This window comes from Caulobacter sp. SLTY, from assembly GCF_009905535.1.
Taxonomy (GTDB): Bacteria; Pseudomonadota; Alphaproteobacteria; order Caulobacterales; family Caulobacteraceae; genus Caulobacter.
Map to the genome: position 1 here is coordinate 1 of NZ_JAAALA010000016.1, position 18,017 is coordinate 18,017.

Below are 18,017 nucleotides of genomic sequence, written 5' to 3' on the forward strand. Positions count from 1 at the left end.
CGGCTGGGGCGGCGGCGGCAACGGCCCGGTCGGGCTGGTGATCTTCGCCGACCCCGATTACCGCGGCTACAGCCTGCAGGTTCGCGGCTCGATCGACAGCCTCTACGGCTCGGGCCTCGATGATGAGATCACTTCCGTCAGGGTGATCTCCGGCCGTTGGGAGCTGTGCAACAACGCCAACTTCGGCGGTCAGTGCGTGGTCGTCGATCGCGACACGCCGAACCTGAAGACCGTCAACATGAACGACCGGGTCAGCTCGATCCGCCGTCTTCGCTGACAATGTGAGGGCCGTGGTCTCGTGACCACGGCCCTTTCACCAAATCTGCACCGGTCCTGACGGACACCGGCGTTTCCCGATGGTATCGCCGATCCCGTGACCGCCTTTCTCAAAGCCCTCGCCGCCCTGACCCGTTTCGCCGGCTTCACCATGGCCGCCGCAGGGGTGATCGGCGCGCTCGCCGCGCAGGGTGGGCAGGTCAGCGATCGCCTGGATGTCTTCGCCCATTTCGCGCCGTTCTGGCTGCTGTTGGGCGTGGCCGGCCTCGTCGTCTGGCTGATCGGCGGCGGCCGCTCGCTGAACCGAACGACCCCGATCGTGGCCGCGGTCGCCATCCTGGCCGCCGGCGGGCTGATGCTTCCGGAACTGACCCGCTCGAAGGGCCCGCGCCCCCCGGCCGAGGGCGAGACGTTGAAGCTGATCCAGTTCAACATCTGGGGCCGGGCCGGCGATCCGGACGGCATCGTCGAGTGGGTGCAGGCTCAGGACGCCGACATCCTGGTCTTCGAGGAGGCCTTCGCCCGCAGCGGCGGCGTGGCCCGCGCCCTGGCCAAGGACTACCCCTACCAGACCACCTGCGCCGAGCCCCTCCCTTGCTCGACCATGATCCTGTCCCGCTACCGGCCAATCGCCCAGCAGGGGCTAAACGGATCGGTGTCGCGGACCAACCTGCAGGCCGCCTTGGCCACCTACCGCACCGCCGGCGGCGACTTCAGCGTCATCGGCGTCCACTACACCTGGCCCTTGCCGGCCGGGCCTCAGCAGCAGCAGACCCGGCGCCTGGCCGCAGTGATCGACACCCTGCCGCGCGGCTCGACCATCGTCTCGGGGGACTTCAACTCGACGCCCTGGTCCTTCTCCTTGCGCCGGCAGGACAAGCAGTTCGGCCTCCTGCGCCGCACCCACGCCCTGCCCAGCTGGCCGGCGGCGCCCTTCACCCGCCAGCACATCGCCTTTCCCTTCCCGTTCCTGCCGATCGACCACGTCTATGCGGGCAGCGACTGGAAGACGGTCAGTGTCAAGCGGGGTCCTAAGCTGGGTTCAGACCACTATCCCGTCGTGGTGACCTTGCGGCGTTAAGCCTCCAGCCCGGCGATTTCGCGGGCGATGTTGGCCCGCGCCTGAACTTCCAGACGGTCGCGGAAGGTCGGGTCGGCATACAGGACCGGCGCCTCCAGGAAGTGGCGCATCACCCGCGCCCGGCCGGCGCGGAAGGCGTCCTCCGGCACGTGGCCGTATTCGTGGCGAACCCCGGCAACGTAGGCGTCGTAGGCGGTGGTATCCGCGCCAAGGATCGACAGGTCGATGGACACCAGGAGGGCGCCCAGCCGATCACCCTGCGCCACAGCATGGCCCTTGGTCAGCAGGATCAGCCGGGCCACCTCGTCGATGTCGGCCTTATCGGCGCCCATCGCCGCCAGATCGCGGCGCGCCAACTCGGCGCTGACGTCTTCGTTGTCAGCGCGACGGGGGTCGTAGACAGCGTCATGCCACCAGATGGCCCAGTTCAGCAGCCGGCGGTCTCGTTCCGAAAGGTCCGGGACCGCCGCCAGCTCCCGCAGGCAGGCCTCGATGTGCGCCCGGCCGTGGTAGCGGCGGTGCGGTTCCGCATAGGCCGCTTCCAGGGCCGGGGTCATCGGATCAGACGTCCGCCGCGACCCGGGCGCTGACGATCTTGCCGGGGGTGCGCGGCGGTTCGCCCTTGGGCAGGGCGTCGACCGCCTCCATGCCGTCGATGACCTCGCCCCAGGCGGTGTACTGGCCGTCCAGGAAGGTGGCGTCGTCGAAGCAGATGAAGAACTGGCTGTTGGCCGAGTTGGGGTTAGACGAGCGGGCCATCGAGCAGACGCCGCGCACGTGCGGTTCGCGGTTGAACTCGGCCTTCAGGTCCGGCTTCTTCGAGCCGCCCATGCCCGTGCCGGTCGGATCGCCACCCTGGGCCATGAAGCCGGGGATCACCCGGTGGAATACGACACCGTCATAGAACCCTTCCCGGGCCAGCTCCTTGATGCGCTCGACATGGCCGGGGGCCAGGTCGGGGCGGAGACGGATCGTCACCGTTCCGGTGTCGAGGGTCAGGATCAGGGTGTTTTCGGCGTCGGCCATCGGAGGCTCCTTGTGATGTTGGGGCGCTATGTAGGGGTTCGGCCTCGCCAAGCCTAGCCGTGGATCGAACGAGAAGCGGCCGCGCCGGTTTCGTCGGCCGGCTATTTCACCTCCACCGGCAGGTCCAGGTCGCAGACCGAGAAGTCCGCGCCCTTCTCCGTTTTCACCTGGGCGACGTAGGCGGCGAACCAGGGGCTCTTGGCGTCGACGATGCGCACCTTGGGCCGCTCGGCCTCGGGGATGTCGGCGAGCACGCGGACGGTCTGCATGACATCTTGCGGCGCCTCGACCGGCTCGCCGGTCTTGATGGCGCGGATCACGTCCTGGCCGGAGATGACACGGCCGAAGGCGGTGTAGCGCTTGTCCAGCGAGGGATAGGCGTAGCGCATCATGAAGAACTGGCTGGTGGCGCTGTCGGGATTTTCGTCGCGCGCCATGCCGACCACGCCGGGACAGTAGGTGCCCCAGGCGGCGACCTTCTTGTCGGCGGTCATCTCGGTATAGCTGATGTGCTGGCTGATCACCGGCAGGCTGAGCAGCAGGCCAGTCTCCGTGCCCTGCGGGGCGTTCACCGCCACGAAGCGGCTGTCGGCGGCGCGGCGGAAGGTGAACTCGGCTTTCAGGGTCGGGACGGTGTCCTTGCCGTCGCCGGGACCGGGCACGTCGCCGGTCTGGACCATGAAGCGGTCGATGACCCGGAAGAAGGTGCGGCCGTCGTAGGCCTTGTCATGGGCCAGCTTGAGCATCTGCTTGACGTGCTCGGGGGCCACCTCCGGGACCAGCTCGACGACCACCCGGCCCTTGTTGGTTTCGATGACCAGGATGTTGGCCGGATCGGGCGTGCGCCAGTCTGTTTCCTTGGGCGCCGGCGGGACCTTCGGCGCTTTCGGGGCTGCGACGGCGGTCGAGGCGGCGATGGCGGCCGCGGCGGTCAGGACGATCAGGCGGCGCATGGCCCCTCCCCCAGAATGAACTTCAGCCGACCTTAGCCGGAATCTCGACGTCGCAAACGGTCAGCGCGCCGCCGACCCTGGCCTTCTGAGCGGCGACCAGAGCCTGGAAGCCCGGCGAGCGAGTGTCGACCACCTGGATCTTCGGCCGATCCTTCTCGGGCATGTCGGAGAGCAGCCGCACGGTGCGCATGACGTCGCGCGGTTCCGCCACCCGGCCCTCCTGGGGGCCGGTCTTGATCTTGGCCAGAACGTCCTGGCCGGCGATGACCCGGCCCCAGACCGTGTACTGGCTGTTCAGCGGCGGGTTGGTCTCGAACATCATGAAGAACTGGCTGTTGGCGCTGTCGGGCGAGCCGGCCCGGGCCATGCCGGCCACGCCTGGGCAGAACAGCCCCCAGCCGTTGGTCTTGCCGTCGATGGAGGCCATCATCTGCATCGCCGGCCCGGTGCGCACCGGCACCACGCCGTAGAAGCCGGTCTCGGTCACCCCCGTCCCGCCGCCGGCCGGCAGCCGCTCGTACAGCACGAAGGGATCGGCCGGGCCGCGCCGGAACTCGAACTCGGCCTTGAGGTCCGGAAGCTCCGAGCCGCCGGTGCCGTCGTTCTTCGGGTCGCCTGTCTGGGCCATGAAGCCGGCGATCACCCGGAAGAACTGATGGCCGTCGTAGAACTTCTGCCGGGCCAGGGTGCGCACCCGCTCGACGTGGGCGGGCGCAAGTTGCGGGGCCATCTCGAGGATGACGCGGCCCTGGCTGGTGTCGATGATCAGGATGTTTTCCGGGTCGGGCGTGCGCCAGTCGGACGCGCTGAGCGCCGGCGCCTGGGCAGAGGCTGCGAGCGGCGCGAGGACGAGGGCGGCGGCGATCAGGGCGGATTTCATGGAACCGGCGGTAGCGGCGGGTTGAGGCGATCGCAAGGCCGAAATGGCGCGCGTTCGCGAAGCTGAACGCCATTGTACCGTGGTCGGCGGGCTACGCATAAAGGCGGCGTCGGGGTTTCAAATGGCAATTTCGGTGCTCAGCGTCGCTTGGCGAACGGCTGGATTGTCCAGTCGGTGAGACGCCAGATGTAGCGCTTGTCCTTGGTCCAGGTCTGGCTGAACGCGGCTTCGACGGTCTCGTCTTCGCCGCGCTGTTCGGACAGCAGGCCGGTCACCGTGACGCCCTGTTTCGAGGCGGTGGCGGACTGGATCCACAGCCTGGCGCGGCCGGGGTTCTGCGTCCGCTTATGCCAGGCCGAGGCGACGGCGGTCGGCCCCTGCGACGCCGGTTGGTCCGGCCAGCGGACGGTCAGGTCGGGGGCCATCATGGCGGAGAGATCGTCCAGCGCCGTTTCGCCGGGGCGTGCGAAGACCCGTCCGCTGAGGCGGTTGTGGATCTCGGCCGCGTCGTAGGGGGTGTCGCCCATGAGCGAGGCGCAGGCGACCAGCCGGGTGCTGTCGTTGCGATAGAGGGAGGCGTCGAGCGCCCAGCAGCCGTCCTGGCCATTCAGGGCCGTCGTCGAAAGCAGGTAACCTCCGTCGAAGACCGGGTCGTCACCGCAGGCGGTGCGAATCCGGCGATGCACCCGCCCCGCGTCCAGCACCTCGGTGATCGAGACCCAGGCGTGGAGACACATCACCGGCGGCGCAGGCGAGCCGTCCGCCGCGGGCGGCCCATAGCGGCCGACCCGTTCCTCGGAGGTCCGGGTCAGGCGCATCAGGGTGCCGACCGATTCCACCGTCCAGCGGTTTGCCGGAGCGGTCATCACGCGGAAGCTGTCGCGGGTTAGCACGCGGGTCTCGAGGACCGGCGCGGCCGTCTTGTCGGCCCAGAGCACCGAGATCAGCGGCATGTCGCGGCTGTAGCCATCGACCATGAACACCCGCACGCCCTCGACGCCCCGGCCGGCCAAAGCTTCCGCCGGCTCCACCCCAAACCGTCTGCGGATGTCCGCGCGTACCGCCTCGTCGCAGAGGTCACGGCCATATTCGTCACGGCAGGCGCGGTCGAAGTCAGCGGGCGCCGGAGCGGGCTTGGCCTCGGTCGCCGGCGCCGCCAGCAGCATGGCCGCCAGCGCCAGGGCGATCATCCCTGCCGCACCTTGGCCATCAGTTCAGCCTCGATGCCCGGCGGCACGAAGGCGGAGACGTCGCCGCCGAGGCGGGCGATTTCCTTGACCAGGCGGCTGGCCACGGCCTGGTGGCGGGGGTCGGCCATCAGGAAGACGGTCTCGATCTCGCGATCCAGCTGCTGGTTCATCGCGGTCATCTGGAATTCGTATTCGAAGTCGGCCACGGCGCGCAGGCCGCGGATTATGATCCCGGCCCCGACCTCGCGGGCGAAATGCATCAGCAGGCCCTCGAAGGGGCGGATCTCGATCTCGGTCAGCGCCTTGAGGTGTTCGGTCTCGCGGCGGGTGATCTCCACCCGCTCCTCGAGGCTGAACATCGGCCCCTTGGTGCTGTTGATGGCCACGCCGATGACCAGCTTGTCCACCAGCTTCACGGCCCGGCCCATGATGTCCAGATGACCGTTGGTCATCGGATCGAACGTGCCCGGATAGAGTCCGACTCTCGCCAACCGCACCACCCCTCTGCGCATCCCGGCCAGCGGCCGGGAAGGGTTCAATTGTTACTCAGCGGCGGGGATCTCGTCGTCCCCGTTCTCGCCGTCGCTATCCGTATCGCCGCCGCCGGCTTCCGCCAAGCGTTCGACGCCGACCACATGCTCGTCCTTGCCCGTCCGGAACACGATCACGCCCTGGGTGTTGCGGGCGGCGATGCGGATCAGGGCCACAGGGCAGCGGATTAGCTGGCCCTGGTCGGTGACCAGCAGGATCTCGTCGGTCTGCTCCACCGGGAAGGCGGCGACCAGCTTACCGCCCTTGCGGGTCAGGTCCTGGGCCATCAGCCCCTGGCCGCCCCGGCCGGTGCGGCGGAAGTCGTAGGCGCTGGAGCGCTTGCCGATGCCCTCGGTAGACATGGTGAGGATGATTTCCTCGGCCGCCCCCAGCTCGGCGAAGCGTTCGACGCTGAGGGCGGTGTCGGAAACGGCTTCCTCTTCCTCCTCCGCCGCGACCTCGATGTCCTCGCCCTCCTCGCCGGCCTGGGCGCGCAGCATGGCGCGAGACTGCTTGAGATAGGCGGCGCGCTCGTCCGGCGTGGCGGAGACCGCTCGCAGGATGGCCATGGAGATCACATAGTCGTCGCCCAGCAGGCGGATGCCGCGCACGCCGGTCGAGCCGCGGCTCATGAACACCCGCACGTCGTCGGCCTCGAACCGGATGGCCCGGCCGCCGGCGGTGGTCAGCAGGATGTCATTGTCGCTGGTGCAGAGGCCGACGCCGACGATCGCATCGCCCTCATCCAGCTTCATGGCGATCTTGCCGTTGCGGTTTATCTGCACGAAGTCGCTGAGCTGGTTGCGTCGGACGTTGCCGCTGCGGGTGGCGAACATCACGTCCAGGGTATCCCAGGTCGCCTCGTCTTCCGGCAACGTGAGGATGGAGGTGATGGTCTCGCCCGGCTCGATGGGCAGCAGGTTGACGAAGGCCTTGCCGCGGGAGGTGGGCGTGCCGAGCGGCAGGCGCCAGACCTTCAGCTTGTAGACCTTGCCGCCGGAGCTGAAGAACAGCATCGGGGCGTGGGTGCTGGCGGAGAAGACGCGGGTGACCGCATCGTCGTCCTTGGTCGCCATGCCGCCGCGGCCCTTGCCGCCGTGGCGTTGCGAGCGATAGGTCGACAGCGGGGTGCGCTTCACATAGCCGCCGTGGGTGACGGTGATCACCATCTCCTCGCGGGGGATCAGGTCCTCATCCTCGATGTCGCCCTCGCCCTCGATGATCAGGGTGCGGCGGGGGACGGCGAAGCGCTCCTTTACCTCAACCAGCTCCTCGCGGACGACGCGCATGATGTTGGCCCGGTCGGAAAGCAGCTCGAGCAATTCGGCGATAGCGCCAGAGAGGGCGCCGGCCTCGTTGTAGATCTCGTCACGGCCCAGGCCCGTCAGGCGGGACAGGGTGAGCGCCAGAATGCCGCGCGCCTGTTCGTCGGTCAGGCGGATGGCCGGGCCATCCTCGATGACCGTGCGCGGGTCCTGGATCAGGTTGACCAGGGGCATCATGTCGCCAGCCGGCCAGGCCTTGGCGACCAGGCGCTCGCGCGCCTCGGCCGGGTCGGCCGAGCTGCGGATGATGTGGATGACCTCGTCGATGTTGGCCACGGCGATGGCCAGGCCGACCAGGGTGTGGCCCCGGTCGCGGGCCTTGCCGAGTTCGAACTTGGCGCGGCGAACGACGACTTCCTCGCGGAACTCGACGAAGCAGCGGATGAGCTCCTTCAGGCCCATCTGCTGGGGCCGGCCCTTGTCCAGCGCCAGCATGTTGACACCGAAGCTGGTCTGGACGGCGGTGAAGCGGTGCAGTTGGTTCAGCACCACCTCGGCGCTGGCGTCGCGCTTCAGTTCAATGACCACGCGCAGGCCCTGGCGGTCGCTCTCGTCGCGCATCTCGCCGATGCCCTCGATCCGCTTGTCGCGGACCATCTCGGCGATGCGTTCGATCAGGGCGGCCTTGTTCACCTGGTAGGGCAGCGAGGTGAAGATGATGGCTTCGCGATCCTTGCGGATCTGCTCGATGGTTGACTGGCCGCGCATGATCACGCTGCCGCGGCCGGTCATCAGCGCCTGGCGGGCGCCGGAACGGCCGACGATCTCGCCGCCGGTCGGGAAGTCAGGCCCAGGGACGATTTCCAGCAGGGTCTCGAGGCTGACGTCCTCATCGTCGACCATGGCCAGGCAGGCGTCGACGATTTCCCCTAGGTTATGGGGCGGGATGTTGGTGGCCATGCCCACGGCGATGCCGCCCGAGCCGTTGACCAGCAGGTTGGGGATGCGCGATGGCAGGACGACGGGCTCTTTTTCCTTGCCGTCGTAGTTGTCCTTGAAGTCGACCGTGTCCTTGTCGAGGTCCGCCAGGATGGCTTCGGCGGCCTTGGTCAGGCGGCACTCAGTGTAGCGCATCTGGGCCGGGGGATCGTTGTCGACCGAGCCGAAGTTGCCCTGGCCGTCGATCAGCATTAGGCCCATCGAGAAGGGCTGGGCCAGGCGCACCAGGGCGTCGTAGATCGATTGGTCGCCGTGCGGGTGGTACTTACCCATGACGTCGCCGACCACCCGGGCCGACTTGACGTAGGGCTTGTCCGGCGTGTGGCCCTGCTCGTTCATGCTGAACAGGACGCGGCGGTGCACGGGTTTCAGACCATCGCGCGCGTCCGGCAGGGCGCGGCTGACGATCACGCTCATGGCGTAGTCGAGGTAGGACTTGCGGAGTTCGTCCTCGATGGCGATGGGGCTTACCGCGCCCCGCCGGCTGTCATCGGGCGGCGTATTGGTGCTGTCGGTCAAGGGAGAGAAATAATCCCGTAGGAATCATGGGGGAACGTAGGGGCCATAGTTAGCATTCCAGTGCCGGTGGCGCCACCCGCGCGGCCGGTTTAGCCCTGTACGGAGCCCTTCCCATGCGCCTCATTCTGTCCGCCGTCGCTGTCTGCGCCATCGCCCTGCCCGCCCTGGCCCAGCCGGCCTCGGTCACCGTGCCGCTGAAGGGCGCCAAGGGCGAGGACATGGGTGCGGTGACCTTAACCGAGGCCCCCAAGGGGGTGTTGGTGAAGGTGGAGGCCAAGGGGCTGACCCCCGGCTGGCACGGGCTGCACTTCCACGAGAAGGGCGACTGCGGCACGCCGGACTTCAAGTCGGCGGGCGGGCATGTTCATGGTGCGGGGACGGTGGTCCACGGCCTGTTGAAGGACGGCGCCAACGAGGCCGGCGACCTGCCCAACCTGTGGGTCGGGGCCGATGGCGTCGGCAAGGCCGAGGTGTTCAGCCCGTGGACCTCGATGAAGGGTGCGGGCGGACGGCAGGCGCTGCAGGACAAGGACGGCTCGGCGGTGGTGATCCACGCGAAGGCGGACGATCACATGAGCCAGCCGATCGGCGGCGCTGGGGATCGGGTGGCCTGTGGCGTGATCAAGGGTGGGGACCACGCGGGGCACGCAGGGCACTAGCTTCTCAAGATCTACCGCTCACCCCGGCGACCCAAGGGGCGGTGCTGTCAGGTTGCGCTGGAAGCCTGACGCGCCGCTCGCCGCTCGGTCAGGGCCACCAGCGCCACGCCGACCATAGTGGCCAGGCCTCCGGCGATCAGCTGAGGGGTGACCCTGTCGCCCATGAGACCGACCCCGATGGTGCAGCTGACTAGCGGGGTGAGCAGGAACCAGGGTGTTACGCGGCCGGCCTCGCGCCGCTGGACCAGCCAGAACAGCAGGGCCGTCGCCCCGACTGTGGAGGCCAAGGCGGCGAAAAGCACCAACCCCCAGACGAATGGGGTCGCGGCCACGGCCTTATCGACCACGCCGGGCTCGAAGGCGAAGGAGGCGGCCAGCAAGACCGGGGCCGCGGCCAGGGAGGTGATAGCCTGCATCTTCAGCGGCCGGATGCTGGGCGCCTTACGCATCAGCACTGTCGCCCAGGCCCACAGGCCGCTGGCCAGCACGCCGATGGCAATGCCCGGTAGGTCGGCGGCGCCGTGTGGATCGAGGCTCATCCAGGCCACCCCGACAAAGGCGATCAACATGCCGACGACCGCGGGCCAGGGCATGGTCTCCTTGAGGACCAGCCAAGCCATCAAGGCGGTCATCGGGATCCACAGCTGCAGCGCCACCACGATGGGGCTGAGGTTGTGGACCATGGCGAAGGCTACATAGACGAGGCCGAAATGCAGGGGGCCGGCCAGCAGCACCAGCGGCAGCATCTGTCGCCACGGCGGCCACGGGGGTTTGAGGAACGGCAGCAGGAAAAGCAGCGCCACCAGGAACCGCACCCCGCCCATAAACAAGGGCGGCAAAGCCTCGGTAGCCAGCTTGGCGGCGGCGTTGTTAAGCCCCCAGACCAGGATGATGCCGAAGATCGCCGCCCATTCGGCGCCGGTGAAGGGGGAGCGAGAAGAGGTCACGATGCGGTTGCCTTGACATGTACATGTACCGAGGTCAACATGTACATATGACCAAGATCACGCTGACCGAGCTGCGCAAGGACCTGTTCCGGCTGGCCGACAGGGCGCTGGAAACGGGCGAGCCGGTGGTGATCGAGCGCAATGGCCGGACCATGGTGCTGATGGAGGCGGGGAAGCCGTTCGAGCGTGCGGGGAAACTGACCCATGCGGAGAAGGTGCGCGCGTTCTGGAAGACGAAGCCGCCCTTCCCTCCCATGAACCTGTCTCTGGAGGAGATGGAAGGCGGCGGAGGCTACGACTGGTCGCCGGACGACAACTGAGTGTTCCATCTCGACACCAATGTGGTCATCTGGATGGCGGACCGCGCCGTTGATCGCATATCGGGGGCCGCCCTGGCGGCCATCGAGACCGGGCCCGTCAGCGTATCCCCGATCGTTTTGCTCGAACTTCAGTACCTGCACGACATTGGACGCGCCACAACCAGCCCAGACAACATCCTCCTGGACCTCGCGGGTTTGGTCGATCTCACGATCAGCGACGTCTCCTTCGCAGCGGTCGTCAGCCATTCTCTGCGCCTGACCTGGACCCGTGATCCCTTTGATCGACTGGTCGTCGGAGCCGCGTTGGCGGAGCAGGCTCGACTGGTCACCGCCAACCGGCTCATCCGAAAAAACCTGCCGGGCGCTGTCTGGTAGGCTTTTAGTCCCACCAGAAGAGCCAGCTTTCGCTGACCATCAGCGCAGCTGCGTAGTTGGAAAGGGTCTCTAGGCCCTGGTCGATGGTGTCGTTGCAGTAGGCATGAAGCTCGCGGGCCAGCGCGAGCGCTTCCTCGCGCGTTGCAGGCCGTCGAGGGACACGCAGTTCGATGGTGTCGAAGGTGCAGGCGACAATCTCGGCGCCGTAGCGGTCGCGAAGGCTCCGCAGAGTCGCGACATGCGCTTGCGGCGGCGGGCAGCTATTGTAGCCGCCGAACCTAAGATAGGCCGGGACCTCGGTCGGATCGCTTGTGGGCAGCAGGGCGATATGAATGCGGTCACCAGGCGACATCGTCGGGTACCCACTCAACGCCTCGACCCCGTCGAAGGTGGGCGGCCATTCGCCTACCGCGGGGCCCGCTTCGAATTCATCCAGTATGGCTGGATCGATGCTCGGATCCGCCCGAAGCATCGCAAGCAGCTCGGCCCGCTCCGCCGCCCGATCAGCCTTGACGTCTTCAGGATAACGGAAGGTGGCGGCGGCCTTGAGAATCTCGGCCGGCGGAGCACCAGCGTCCGAAAGCGCCCCGGCAACGCGGCCGGCCGAGAAGTCGTCGCCGATCACCACCGGCCACCCTCGGCCCTCCCTGCGCAGCCGCTCGACCGTCTCCATCACGACGGCGCCGTAAACGGCGACTAGGGGGTAGGGAAAGGCGCCGAGGTCGAGCATTTCATCTTCCGCAGCCGACTGCCCAGCAACGGCAAACGCCGGCCGCAGGCCGATCACCGCCAGGACCGCACCAACCATCCCTGCGATCGAGCGGCGCGTGACCACGCCTAGAACGGAATCTCGTCGTCCAGGTCGGCGCTGAAGTCTTCGCGCGGACCCGACGGCTGGTTGCGCTGGCCGCCGCCGAAGCCGCCGCCGCTGCTGCCGCCGCCCGAGTAGCCGCCGTCGCCATAGTCGCGGTCACCGCCGGCCCCGCCGCCGTCACGGCCGCCCAGCATGGTGAGTTCGCCGCGGAACTTCTGCAGCACGATCTCGGTCGAGTACTTCTCGACGCCCTGCTGGTCGGTCCATTTGCGGGTCTGCAGGGCGCCCTCGATGTAAACCGTCGAGCCCTTCTTCACGTACTGCTCGATCACCTTGACGATGTTGTCGTTGAACACCACCACCCGGTGCCACTCGGTCTTTTCCTTGCGCTCGCCCGACTGGCGGTCGCGCCAGGTTTCGGAGGTGGCGATCGACAGGTTGGCGACGCGATCGCCGGAGTTGAGGGTGCGGATTTCCGGATCGCGGCCGAGGTTGCCGACCAGAATGACCTTGTTGACGCTGCCCGCCATGGGACCTTCTCCATCTCGCCCGGCGACCAGACGCGCCGGAATCTGAAGCCGACTGTTAGGCCGCGACCCGAGGAGCCGCAAGCCTGCGTTCCCCATATGTTCTGAATTCCGCCGGCTTGTCCACAGCAATCGTTAACGCCCGCCAGCAGCGCGGGATCAGTTGATCGGCATGGCCCCGGGCTGGGCCAGGCGCCCGTCGCCGGTGCGTTCCAGCATCAAGTACTGGCCGCCGTTCCACTTTTCGCGGCGGAAGATGCCGCGCGGGTTGGCGATCAGGTAGCTGCCCTGATAGGCGCCGATGAGTTCGCGATTGCCGCCGCCCAGGGCCAGGAACCGCTGGCGCATGCCCTCGAGTTCGGCGGCGCAGTTCTCGATCTGCGGCACGTTGGACTTGATCTTGTTGAACCGGAAGGTCTTGCCGCCGTCCTTGGTCACCGCGTGCCAGCAGACGCCCTTGTCCCAGGGCGCCTCCGGCGACTTCTCACAGGCGGCGAGCGGCAGAGCGAAGAGGGCCAGCAGGGCGAGGGCGTGCTTTGACATGCGTAGACCCTACCTCGCCTCCCCTGTCCGGCTCAACCCACCGGATCGATGACGCAGTCGCGGCTCTGGCGCGCCAGGGTGCGGAAACGGCGGTTGTCGTCGGAGATTTCGACCTTGCCCGGAACCAGGCGCAGGGTCTGCTGGCCCCACCGCCCATAGGTCGCACGGCCGCTGCGCTCGCATTTGCCAGCGTAAAGCCGCTGCACGCAGGCGCTGAGGCTCATGGTCTCCAGCTTCGTCCAGTTGGCCCCGGCATAGCTCCAGCAGGCGGCGCCGTCCGCCGTGGGCGCCGGGGCGGGCGTGGAAGGCGTGGCCGGGCCGGGCGCCTGGGTCGGGGCCTGGGCGATGATCGGGGACTGAGGTTCGCTCTGAGGCGGCAGAGGGGCGACAATGGCGCCGGTCTGGCCCGAGGCGGCCAGGGCGCCGGTCTCATCGACGCCGACGTCCAGCGCGCCGGTGGCGACGCCGTTGCGCCTGGCGCATTCGGCCAGGGTGATCTCGCCGACGAACTGGCCCTCGACGAAGCAGCGGATCGGCCGGGCGGCGTCCAGCTTGGTGTCGTCATCGCGGCCCTGCTCGACGACCAGGCCGCCTTGCGAGGCCGGCGGCGGGCCGTCCGGCTCGTCCGAGCCACGGGCGATGGCCAGGGCGATCAGCGCGCCCAGCACGATGGCGGCCAGGGCGCCGAGGCCCAGGACGACGCGGCGGTCCTTGAACAATTCCATGGCGATCAGCGCTACCGCGACAATGCGACGCTTTCAAGCACAGGAGCGGTGCAGGCGAGCGGCGTTATCCGCCCAGACGCTGCAGGGCGGCCTGATAGTTGGCCAACTGGTTGCTCAGGTACTCGGGGACCGGGCCGCTGGCGCTGGCATTGGTCACGGAGGCCGGCTTGGCGGCGGTTTCCAGGTCCCTGTAGGCGGTGCGGATGGAGCTCATCGCCTTGGACAGCACCAACTGGGCGTTGCGGACCGCATCCTCGCTGGCCAGGTTGATGTCCCCGGCCAGGTTCAGGCCGTAGACGTTGCCGCCGCCATTGGCGCTGACCGTGCGGCCGGCGTCGTTGACCTTGGTCAGCCGCACCACCCCCTCGGCCAGGCCGATGGATTCCAGCATGTCCTTGCCGTTCTTGCCGGGCAGGATCTCGACTTGGGCGTTTTCGTTGGCCGGGGTGATCTTCAGGCGGCGGAAGCCGGTTTCGCTGACGATCTCGACCTTGGCGCGGAAGCCGGCGGCGCGCTTGACCTTGGCCATCAGGGTTTCCAGCGTGTCGTTGGCCGCCAGGGTGACGGTGGACAGGGCGCCGCCCTCGCGGGTGCGGATCTGGAAGCTGTCGCCGGCCCGGGCTGAGGTGGCCGAGGTGATCATCTGGCTGTCGGTATAGGCCAGCGTCCCCTTGGGCAGGCCGAGGCGGTCGAGGGCCGTGGCGCCGGTGGCGTCGACTGCAATGGCGGTTGGGGTGACGTAGCCGTCCTTGCCGGTGATCCGCTGGGCAGAGCCGAAGGTCCCGGCCGCCACGTCCAGCTCGACGATGTAGCCGTCCTGCTTGCCGATGGGCTCGGCGCCGTCGGGCATGCCCTCGCCGGCCAGGCCGGTCAGCCAGACCTTGCCGCCGGCCACGGCTATTCCGGTGACTGTGTCTTCGTTGGCCCCGCCGTAGTAGGCCAGGGCGTCGGAGGCGGTGCTGGACAGGTCGGTCGACAGGCGGGCGGCGAAGCCGTCCATGCCGGCGCTGTAGGCCCGGGTCGGCGTCCCCAGGGCCAGGGCCCCGTTGCGGGTCGAGCCGCCGATATAGAGTTCGCCGCCGTCGATCTTCATCCCGGCCAGGGTCCCGCCCATCAGGTCGCCGAGGTTACGGGTGGCCCCGGCCGCGGCGACGCCGCCGGTGACGTCGAAGCTGCGCAGGACCGCCTTGTTGTCCTCCATCGAGCCGACGATCACCTGGTTCCCGTTGACCACCAGGTCGCTGACCGCCTCGTTGCCCGCCCCGCCGATCGCCTCGGTGAACAGGGTCTTGGGCGCGCCCTTGGCGTCGGTGGTCAGGGCGGTGAGGTAGCCGTCCCAGCCGCCCAGCCCGCCGGTCGTGCCCGGCATCGAGGACTTGGCCTTGCCGCCCACATAGACCGTGCCGTCGGCGCCGAAGGCCACTGCGGTGGCCTCGTCGTCCTGCAGGGCGCCGCGACGGCTGGTCCAGGTCTCGTCGCCCTTGGCGTCGAACAGGGTCACGAAGCTGTCGGTCAGCTTCGAGGTGGGGCCGGAGTTGATCGGGCCGTTGGACGCCCCTTCAAGCTGGCCGGTGATGGAGCCGGCGATGGCCACCTTGCCATCGGCCGAGACGGCCAGGGCGTTGGCGGTGGTCTCGCCGACGGCGCCCAGGGTGCGGGCGAACATCAGCTTGCCCTGGGAGTCGTATTTCAAAAGGGCGACGTCCTCGCCGGACTTGATCGCCTGACCGTCGATGTCGCCCGACACCTCGGCCAGCATGTAGACCGAGCCGTCGGGACCGATCTCCTGCGCCTTCACCGCGGAGATGGTCTTTTCCAGGCCGTTGGAGAAGACCTTGGTTCCAACCCCGCCGCCGGTCCCGGCCTCGGTCTTGGTCAGGCTGGACGCATAGACCGCGTCCTTGGTCTTGCTGTCCTTGTCGGGGTCGGGGTTGCCCGCCGTGGTCGCAACATAGACCGCCGGCTTGGCCGTCGAGGCGGCGAAGGTGACGGTCTCGACCGAGTCCCCAACCACCTTGAACGCGTACTTGTCGCCGGTGGCCGGCAGGGTGACCGTGGTGCCGCCGGTCTGCACGGTCTTGGTCTCGCCAGCCGTGCGGCTGACCTGGAACTTGGTGGCCACCCCGGCGGCCGACAGCTTGCCGTTGATGAAGGCGTTCACATTGCTCATCGAGCGGGTGGTCGCGCCCATCTCCGACAGGTCGATGCTGATCGTCTGGGTGGTGTTGAGTTTCTTGACCTGGATGTCGAACTGCACCGCCCCGCCGAAGGCCGCCACGGCCTCGGTCGAGGTTCCGGTGTGCAGGGTTGCGGTGGTGTAGCTGTAGTCGGCGCGCGGGATGCCGACCTTGGACTTGTCGGAGGTCATCGCCTCGCCGCGGGTCAGGCGAAGCTGCTCCAGCTTCAGGCTGTCGGCATAGGCCGTGGTCTCGGCCAAGCCCTTGGCGAACACCTTCTGGATCTTACTCTTCTCGGCGTCGGTGACGCCGCGCTCGCTCATGCGTTCGGCGAGCCCCGTGAGAGCGTTCAGCCCCTGGAACAGGGAAAACAGCTTCTTGTAGTCGGCGCTGGACCCCGGCAGGTCGAGCACCGCCGCGTTCTCGTCGATGAACCGCCGCCCCATCATGACCGACTCGACCAGGGCGCTGGCCCGCGGCGCCACCGAGGTGGTCGCCCAGGGGGCGGTGGGGGCATACTTGGTCTTGCCCGTGCCGGTGGACCCCGTCGACAGGCTGGACGCCTGGCCGGTTCGCGCCTGGTAGTAGCCCAGGAGAACGGAGGTATCGAGGGTGATCGCCACGGGTGGTCCAACGACGCGGACAGGCGTCCGCGCGCGGAGTATCGCGCGCCCGAGCCTTACAGGGGGTTAAGCGGCGATCAGCCGCGCCTGGACCAGGTCGCCGCGAGCCCGCTCACGGCGGCCGGACCAATCGGGGGCCAGGATGCCAAGCAGGACGACGTCGCGGCGCTCACCGCTCTTCAGAGCGTGATCCCGCAGGTAGCCTTCTCGGACGAACCCTGCGGCGGTCATCATCTTCAGAGCGTTGTCGTTGTGGGCCATGACCTCGGCCCAGACCTTGTCGAGGCCCATTTCGCAGAAGGCCTTGTCCAGACCCAGCACCTGGGCGGCGCGGCCGACCCCACGGCCCCGGGACGCCGGATCACCGATGAACCAGTTCCAGCTGGCGCGGCGATGGTGGCTGGCCAGACCCGTCAGGGTCATCAGCCCGGCCGGGGCGCCGTCGCGGAGGATCATCCAGCCACGGCCGTCGGCGCCGGCCAGCAGATCGACGAACCAGCGCTGGTGAGCCCCGCGGTCGGGCACGGCGGCGTCGGACATCCAGCGGTCGACCAGCGGGTCCTGGCGCCAGCGGTAAAGCTGCTCCTCGTCGCCGGGCTCCAGGTCGCGAAGGCTGATCATGCGGCCGGTCTAATTCAGCTTTAGCCGCCTTGGAACAGGCTCAGCACGATTTGCGGCGCCTGGTTGGCGATCGACAAGGCCTGGGCGCCGAGCTGCTGCTGCACCTGCAAGGCCTGAAGTCGGGCGCTTTCCTTGGCCAGGTCGGCGTCGACCAGGTTGCCGATGCCGCTGTTCAGCACATCGGTCAGCTTGGAGATGAAGGTGTTGTGCGCCTGGATCTGCTTGGACTGCGCGCCGAGGTCGCCGAGCGCCTGGTTGACGTTGGCGATCGAGGCGTTGATCTGGCTCATCACGCTGGTGGCCAGGGTGGCGGTCGAGATCGACGCGGTGCCGGCGACGGTCAGGATCGAGCCACCCAGCGACATGTTCTTCACTGACAGGGTGATGTAGGCATTCGCGTCGGCGTTGGCCAGGAAGCGGATGTTGGTGGTCAGCGAGCCGTTCAGCAGGTTCGCGCCGTCGAAGTTGGCGTTGGTCAGGGCCTGGGTGATCTGCTTCAGCGTGGCCTTGAAGTCGGCGTCCAGCGCCGTGCGGGCCTGGGTGTCGATGGACGGGTCCATCGCCGCGGTGACCTTTTCCTTCAGGGTGTTGAGCAGGTCCGAGACCGACTCACCGGCGGTGAGCGCCACGTCGGAGATCGAGGTCGCGCGGTCGAGGCTCATCTTGACCGCCGACAGGGCGCCGATATCGGCGCGCTGCGCCTGGGCGATGCCCCAGACGGAGGCGTTGTCCTTGGCGCCCTGAACCTTCAACCCCGTCGAGATGCGACCCTGGACGCTCTCCAGGTTGTCGTTGGTCTTGTTGAGGTTCTGCAGGGCAATCAGGGCCGACTGATTGGTATGGACGCCGATGGTCATGGACCGCCTCCCGGTGCGTCTTCGACGCGCGGCGTCCGCCGATTCGGCCGCCTGTTCCCTGACAGGCTAAGGGGGCGATGGTGTGCGTATGGTTAACGCCGCAGAAACC

General features: G+C 68.0%; 20 protein-coding genes. 5 read left to right on the top strand and 15 right to left on the bottom strand.

Annotated features, from left to right (window positions below; translation table 11 throughout):
• Positions 1-277, top strand: a 277-nt coding sequence (locus GVN21_RS10780) for a beta/gamma crystallin-related protein (RefSeq protein ID WP_166574747.1), incomplete at its 5' end; no start/stop codon positions are given.
• A 96-nt stretch (positions 278-373) separates the two neighbouring features.
• Entirely contained in the window at positions 374-1,357 is a 984-nt protein-coding gene (locus tag GVN21_RS10785; RefSeq protein WP_166574748.1) for an endonuclease/exonuclease/phosphatase family protein, read from the top strand.
• Here GVN21_RS10785 and GVN21_RS10790 read toward each other — a convergent pair.
• The 7 genes from GVN21_RS10790 to gyrA form a co-directional block, all read right to left on the bottom strand.
• Positions 1,354-1,914 carry a phosphohydrolase gene (locus GVN21_RS10790; RefSeq protein ID WP_166574749.1) on the bottom strand — a complete coding sequence of 187 codons (561 nt, stop codon included), beginning with the start codon at positions 1,912-1,914 and terminating at the stop codon, positions 1,354-1,356. The two genes, GVN21_RS10785 and GVN21_RS10790, sit on opposite strands and share 4 nt — an antisense overlap.
• Before the next feature lie 4 nt (positions 1,915-1,918).
• Positions 1,919-2,383 (bottom strand): peptidylprolyl isomerase, encoded by a 465-nt coding sequence (locus GVN21_RS10795; protein ID WP_166574750.1) that lies wholly within the window; start codon positions 2,381-2,383, stop codon positions 1,919-1,921.
• Positions 2,384-2,484: 101 nt separating this feature from the next.
• On the bottom strand, positions 2,485-3,336 hold the full coding sequence (locus GVN21_RS10800; RefSeq protein WP_166574751.1) for a peptidylprolyl isomerase: 852 nt from the start codon (positions 3,334-3,336) through the stop codon (positions 2,485-2,487).
• Positions 3,337-3,358: 22 nt separating this feature from the next.
• On the bottom strand, positions 3,359-4,216 hold the full coding sequence (locus GVN21_RS10805; protein ID WP_166574752.1) for a peptidylprolyl isomerase: 858 nt from the start codon (positions 4,214-4,216) through the stop codon (positions 3,359-3,361).
• Positions 4,217-4,353: 137 nt separating this feature from the next.
• Positions 4,354-5,406: a hypothetical protein gene (locus GVN21_RS10810; protein WP_166574753.1), complete on the bottom strand. Its 1,053-nt coding sequence runs from the start codon at positions 5,404-5,406 to the stop codon at positions 4,354-4,356.
• Positions 5,403-5,897, bottom strand: a complete 495-nt coding sequence (coaD, locus tag GVN21_RS10815) for a pantetheine-phosphate adenylyltransferase (protein WP_276608508.1) — start codon at positions 5,895-5,897, stop codon at positions 5,403-5,405. The genes GVN21_RS10810 and coaD overlap by 4 nt, the downstream gene beginning before the upstream one ends.
• 51 nt (positions 5,898-5,948) lie before the next feature.
• The gene (gene gyrA, locus GVN21_RS10820; RefSeq protein WP_166574754.1) at positions 5,949-8,720 is read right to left on the bottom strand and encodes a DNA gyrase subunit A; all 2,772 of its coding nucleotides are present in this window, start codon (positions 8,718-8,720) and stop codon (positions 5,949-5,951) included.
• A 113-nt stretch (positions 8,721-8,833) separates the two neighbouring features.
• On the opposite strand from gyrA, the gene GVN21_RS10825 reads away from it, so the two are divergent.
• Complete coding sequence (locus tag GVN21_RS10825; RefSeq protein WP_166574755.1) at positions 8,834-9,379, top strand: superoxide dismutase family protein; 546 nt, start codon at positions 8,834-8,836, stop codon at positions 9,377-9,379.
• A gap of 47 nt (positions 9,380-9,426) precedes the next feature.
• On the opposite strand, the gene GVN21_RS10830 is transcribed toward GVN21_RS10825, so the two are convergent.
• Positions 9,427-10,326: a DMT family transporter gene (locus tag GVN21_RS10830; protein WP_166574756.1), complete on the bottom strand. Its 900-nt coding sequence runs from the start codon at positions 10,324-10,326 to the stop codon at positions 9,427-9,429.
• A 47-nt stretch (positions 10,327-10,373) separates the two neighbouring features.
• Here GVN21_RS10830 and GVN21_RS10835 point away from each other — a divergent pair, with 47 nt between their 5' ends.
• Positions 10,374-10,646, top strand: a complete 273-nt coding sequence (locus GVN21_RS10835; RefSeq protein ID WP_166574757.1) for a type II toxin-antitoxin system Phd/YefM family antitoxin — start codon at positions 10,374-10,376, stop codon at positions 10,644-10,646.
• The gene (locus GVN21_RS10840) at positions 10,647-11,021 is read left to right on the top strand and encodes a PIN domain-containing protein (RefSeq protein WP_166574758.1); all 375 of its coding nucleotides are present in this window, start codon (positions 10,647-10,649) and stop codon (positions 11,019-11,021) included.
• Positions 11,022-11,025: 4 nt separating this feature from the next.
• Here GVN21_RS10840 and GVN21_RS21370 read toward each other — a convergent pair whose 3' ends face one another.
• The 7 genes from GVN21_RS21370 to GVN21_RS10875 form a co-directional block, all read right to left on the bottom strand.
• Positions 11,026-11,856: a DUF4253 domain-containing protein gene (locus GVN21_RS21370; RefSeq protein WP_166574759.1), complete on the bottom strand. Its 831-nt coding sequence runs from the start codon at positions 11,854-11,856 to the stop codon at positions 11,026-11,028.
• A gap of 2 nt (positions 11,857-11,858) precedes the next feature.
• Positions 11,859-12,365, bottom strand: a complete 507-nt coding sequence (gene ssb / locus GVN21_RS10850; protein ID WP_166574760.1) for a single-stranded DNA-binding protein — start codon at positions 12,363-12,365, stop codon at positions 11,859-11,861.
• Positions 12,366-12,521: 156 nt separating this feature from the next.
• Positions 12,522-12,905: a hypothetical protein gene (locus GVN21_RS10855; protein ID WP_166574761.1), complete on the bottom strand. Its 384-nt coding sequence runs from the start codon at positions 12,903-12,905 to the stop codon at positions 12,522-12,524.
• A 32-nt stretch (positions 12,906-12,937) separates the two neighbouring features.
• Entirely contained in the window at positions 12,938-13,630 is a 693-nt protein-coding gene (locus GVN21_RS10860; RefSeq protein ID WP_166574762.1) for a hypothetical protein, read from the bottom strand.
• 64 nt (positions 13,631-13,694) lie between these two features.
• Positions 13,695-16,430, bottom strand: coding sequence for a hypothetical protein (locus GVN21_RS10865; protein WP_346764248.1), 2,736 nt, complete (start codon positions 16,428-16,430; stop codon positions 13,695-13,697).
• A gap of 66 nt (positions 16,431-16,496) precedes the next feature.
• Positions 16,497-17,051, bottom strand: coding sequence for a GNAT family N-acetyltransferase (locus tag GVN21_RS10870; RefSeq protein WP_166574763.1), 555 nt, complete (start codon positions 17,049-17,051; stop codon positions 16,497-16,499).
• 20 nt (positions 17,052-17,071) lie between these two features.
• A complete protein-coding gene (locus tag GVN21_RS10875; protein ID WP_166574764.1) occupies positions 17,072-17,908 on the bottom strand; it encodes a flagellin in 837 nt (278 codons plus the stop codon).
• Positions 17,909-18,017 lie beyond the last annotated feature (109 nt).

Coding starts and splice junctions, on each gene's coding strand:
- GVN21_RS10870 (WP_166574763.1), bottom strand. CDS start 17,051: ATGATCAGCCTTCGCGACCTGGAGCCCGGCGACGAGGAGCAGCTTTAC.
- GVN21_RS10875 (WP_166574764.1), bottom strand. CDS start 17,908: ATGACCATCGGCGTCCATACCAATCAGTCGGCCCTGATTGCCCTGCAG.
- GVN21_RS10805 (WP_166574752.1), bottom strand. CDS start 4,216: ATGAAATCCGCCCTGATCGCCGCCGCCCTCGTCCTCGCGCCGCTCGCA.
- GVN21_RS10860 (WP_166574762.1), bottom strand. CDS start 13,630: ATGGAATTGTTCAAGGACCGCCGCGTCGTCCTGGGCCTCGGCGCCCTG.
- GVN21_RS10790 (WP_166574749.1), bottom strand. CDS start 1,914: ATGACCCCGGCCCTGGAAGCGGCCTATGCGGAACCGCACCGCCGCTAC.
- GVN21_RS10835 (WP_166574757.1), top strand. CDS start 10,374: ATGACCAAGATCACGCTGACCGAGCTGCGCAAGGACCTGTTCCGGCTG.
- GVN21_RS10795 (WP_166574750.1), bottom strand. CDS start 2,383: ATGGCCGACGCCGAAAACACCCTGATCCTGACCCTCGACACCGGAACG.
- ssb (WP_166574760.1), bottom strand. CDS start 12,365: ATGGCGGGCAGCGTCAACAAGGTCATTCTGGTCGGCAACCTCGGCCGC.
- GVN21_RS10800 (WP_166574751.1), bottom strand. CDS start 3,336: ATGCGCCGCCTGATCGTCCTGACCGCCGCGGCCGCCATCGCCGCCTCG.
- GVN21_RS10810 (WP_166574753.1), bottom strand. CDS start 5,406: ATGATCGCCCTGGCGCTGGCGGCCATGCTGCTGGCGGCGCCGGCGACC.
- GVN21_RS10855 (WP_166574761.1), bottom strand. CDS start 12,905: ATGTCAAAGCACGCCCTCGCCCTGCTGGCCCTCTTCGCTCTGCCGCTC.
- GVN21_RS10825 (WP_166574755.1), top strand. CDS start 8,834: ATGCGCCTCATTCTGTCCGCCGTCGCTGTCTGCGCCATCGCCCTGCCC.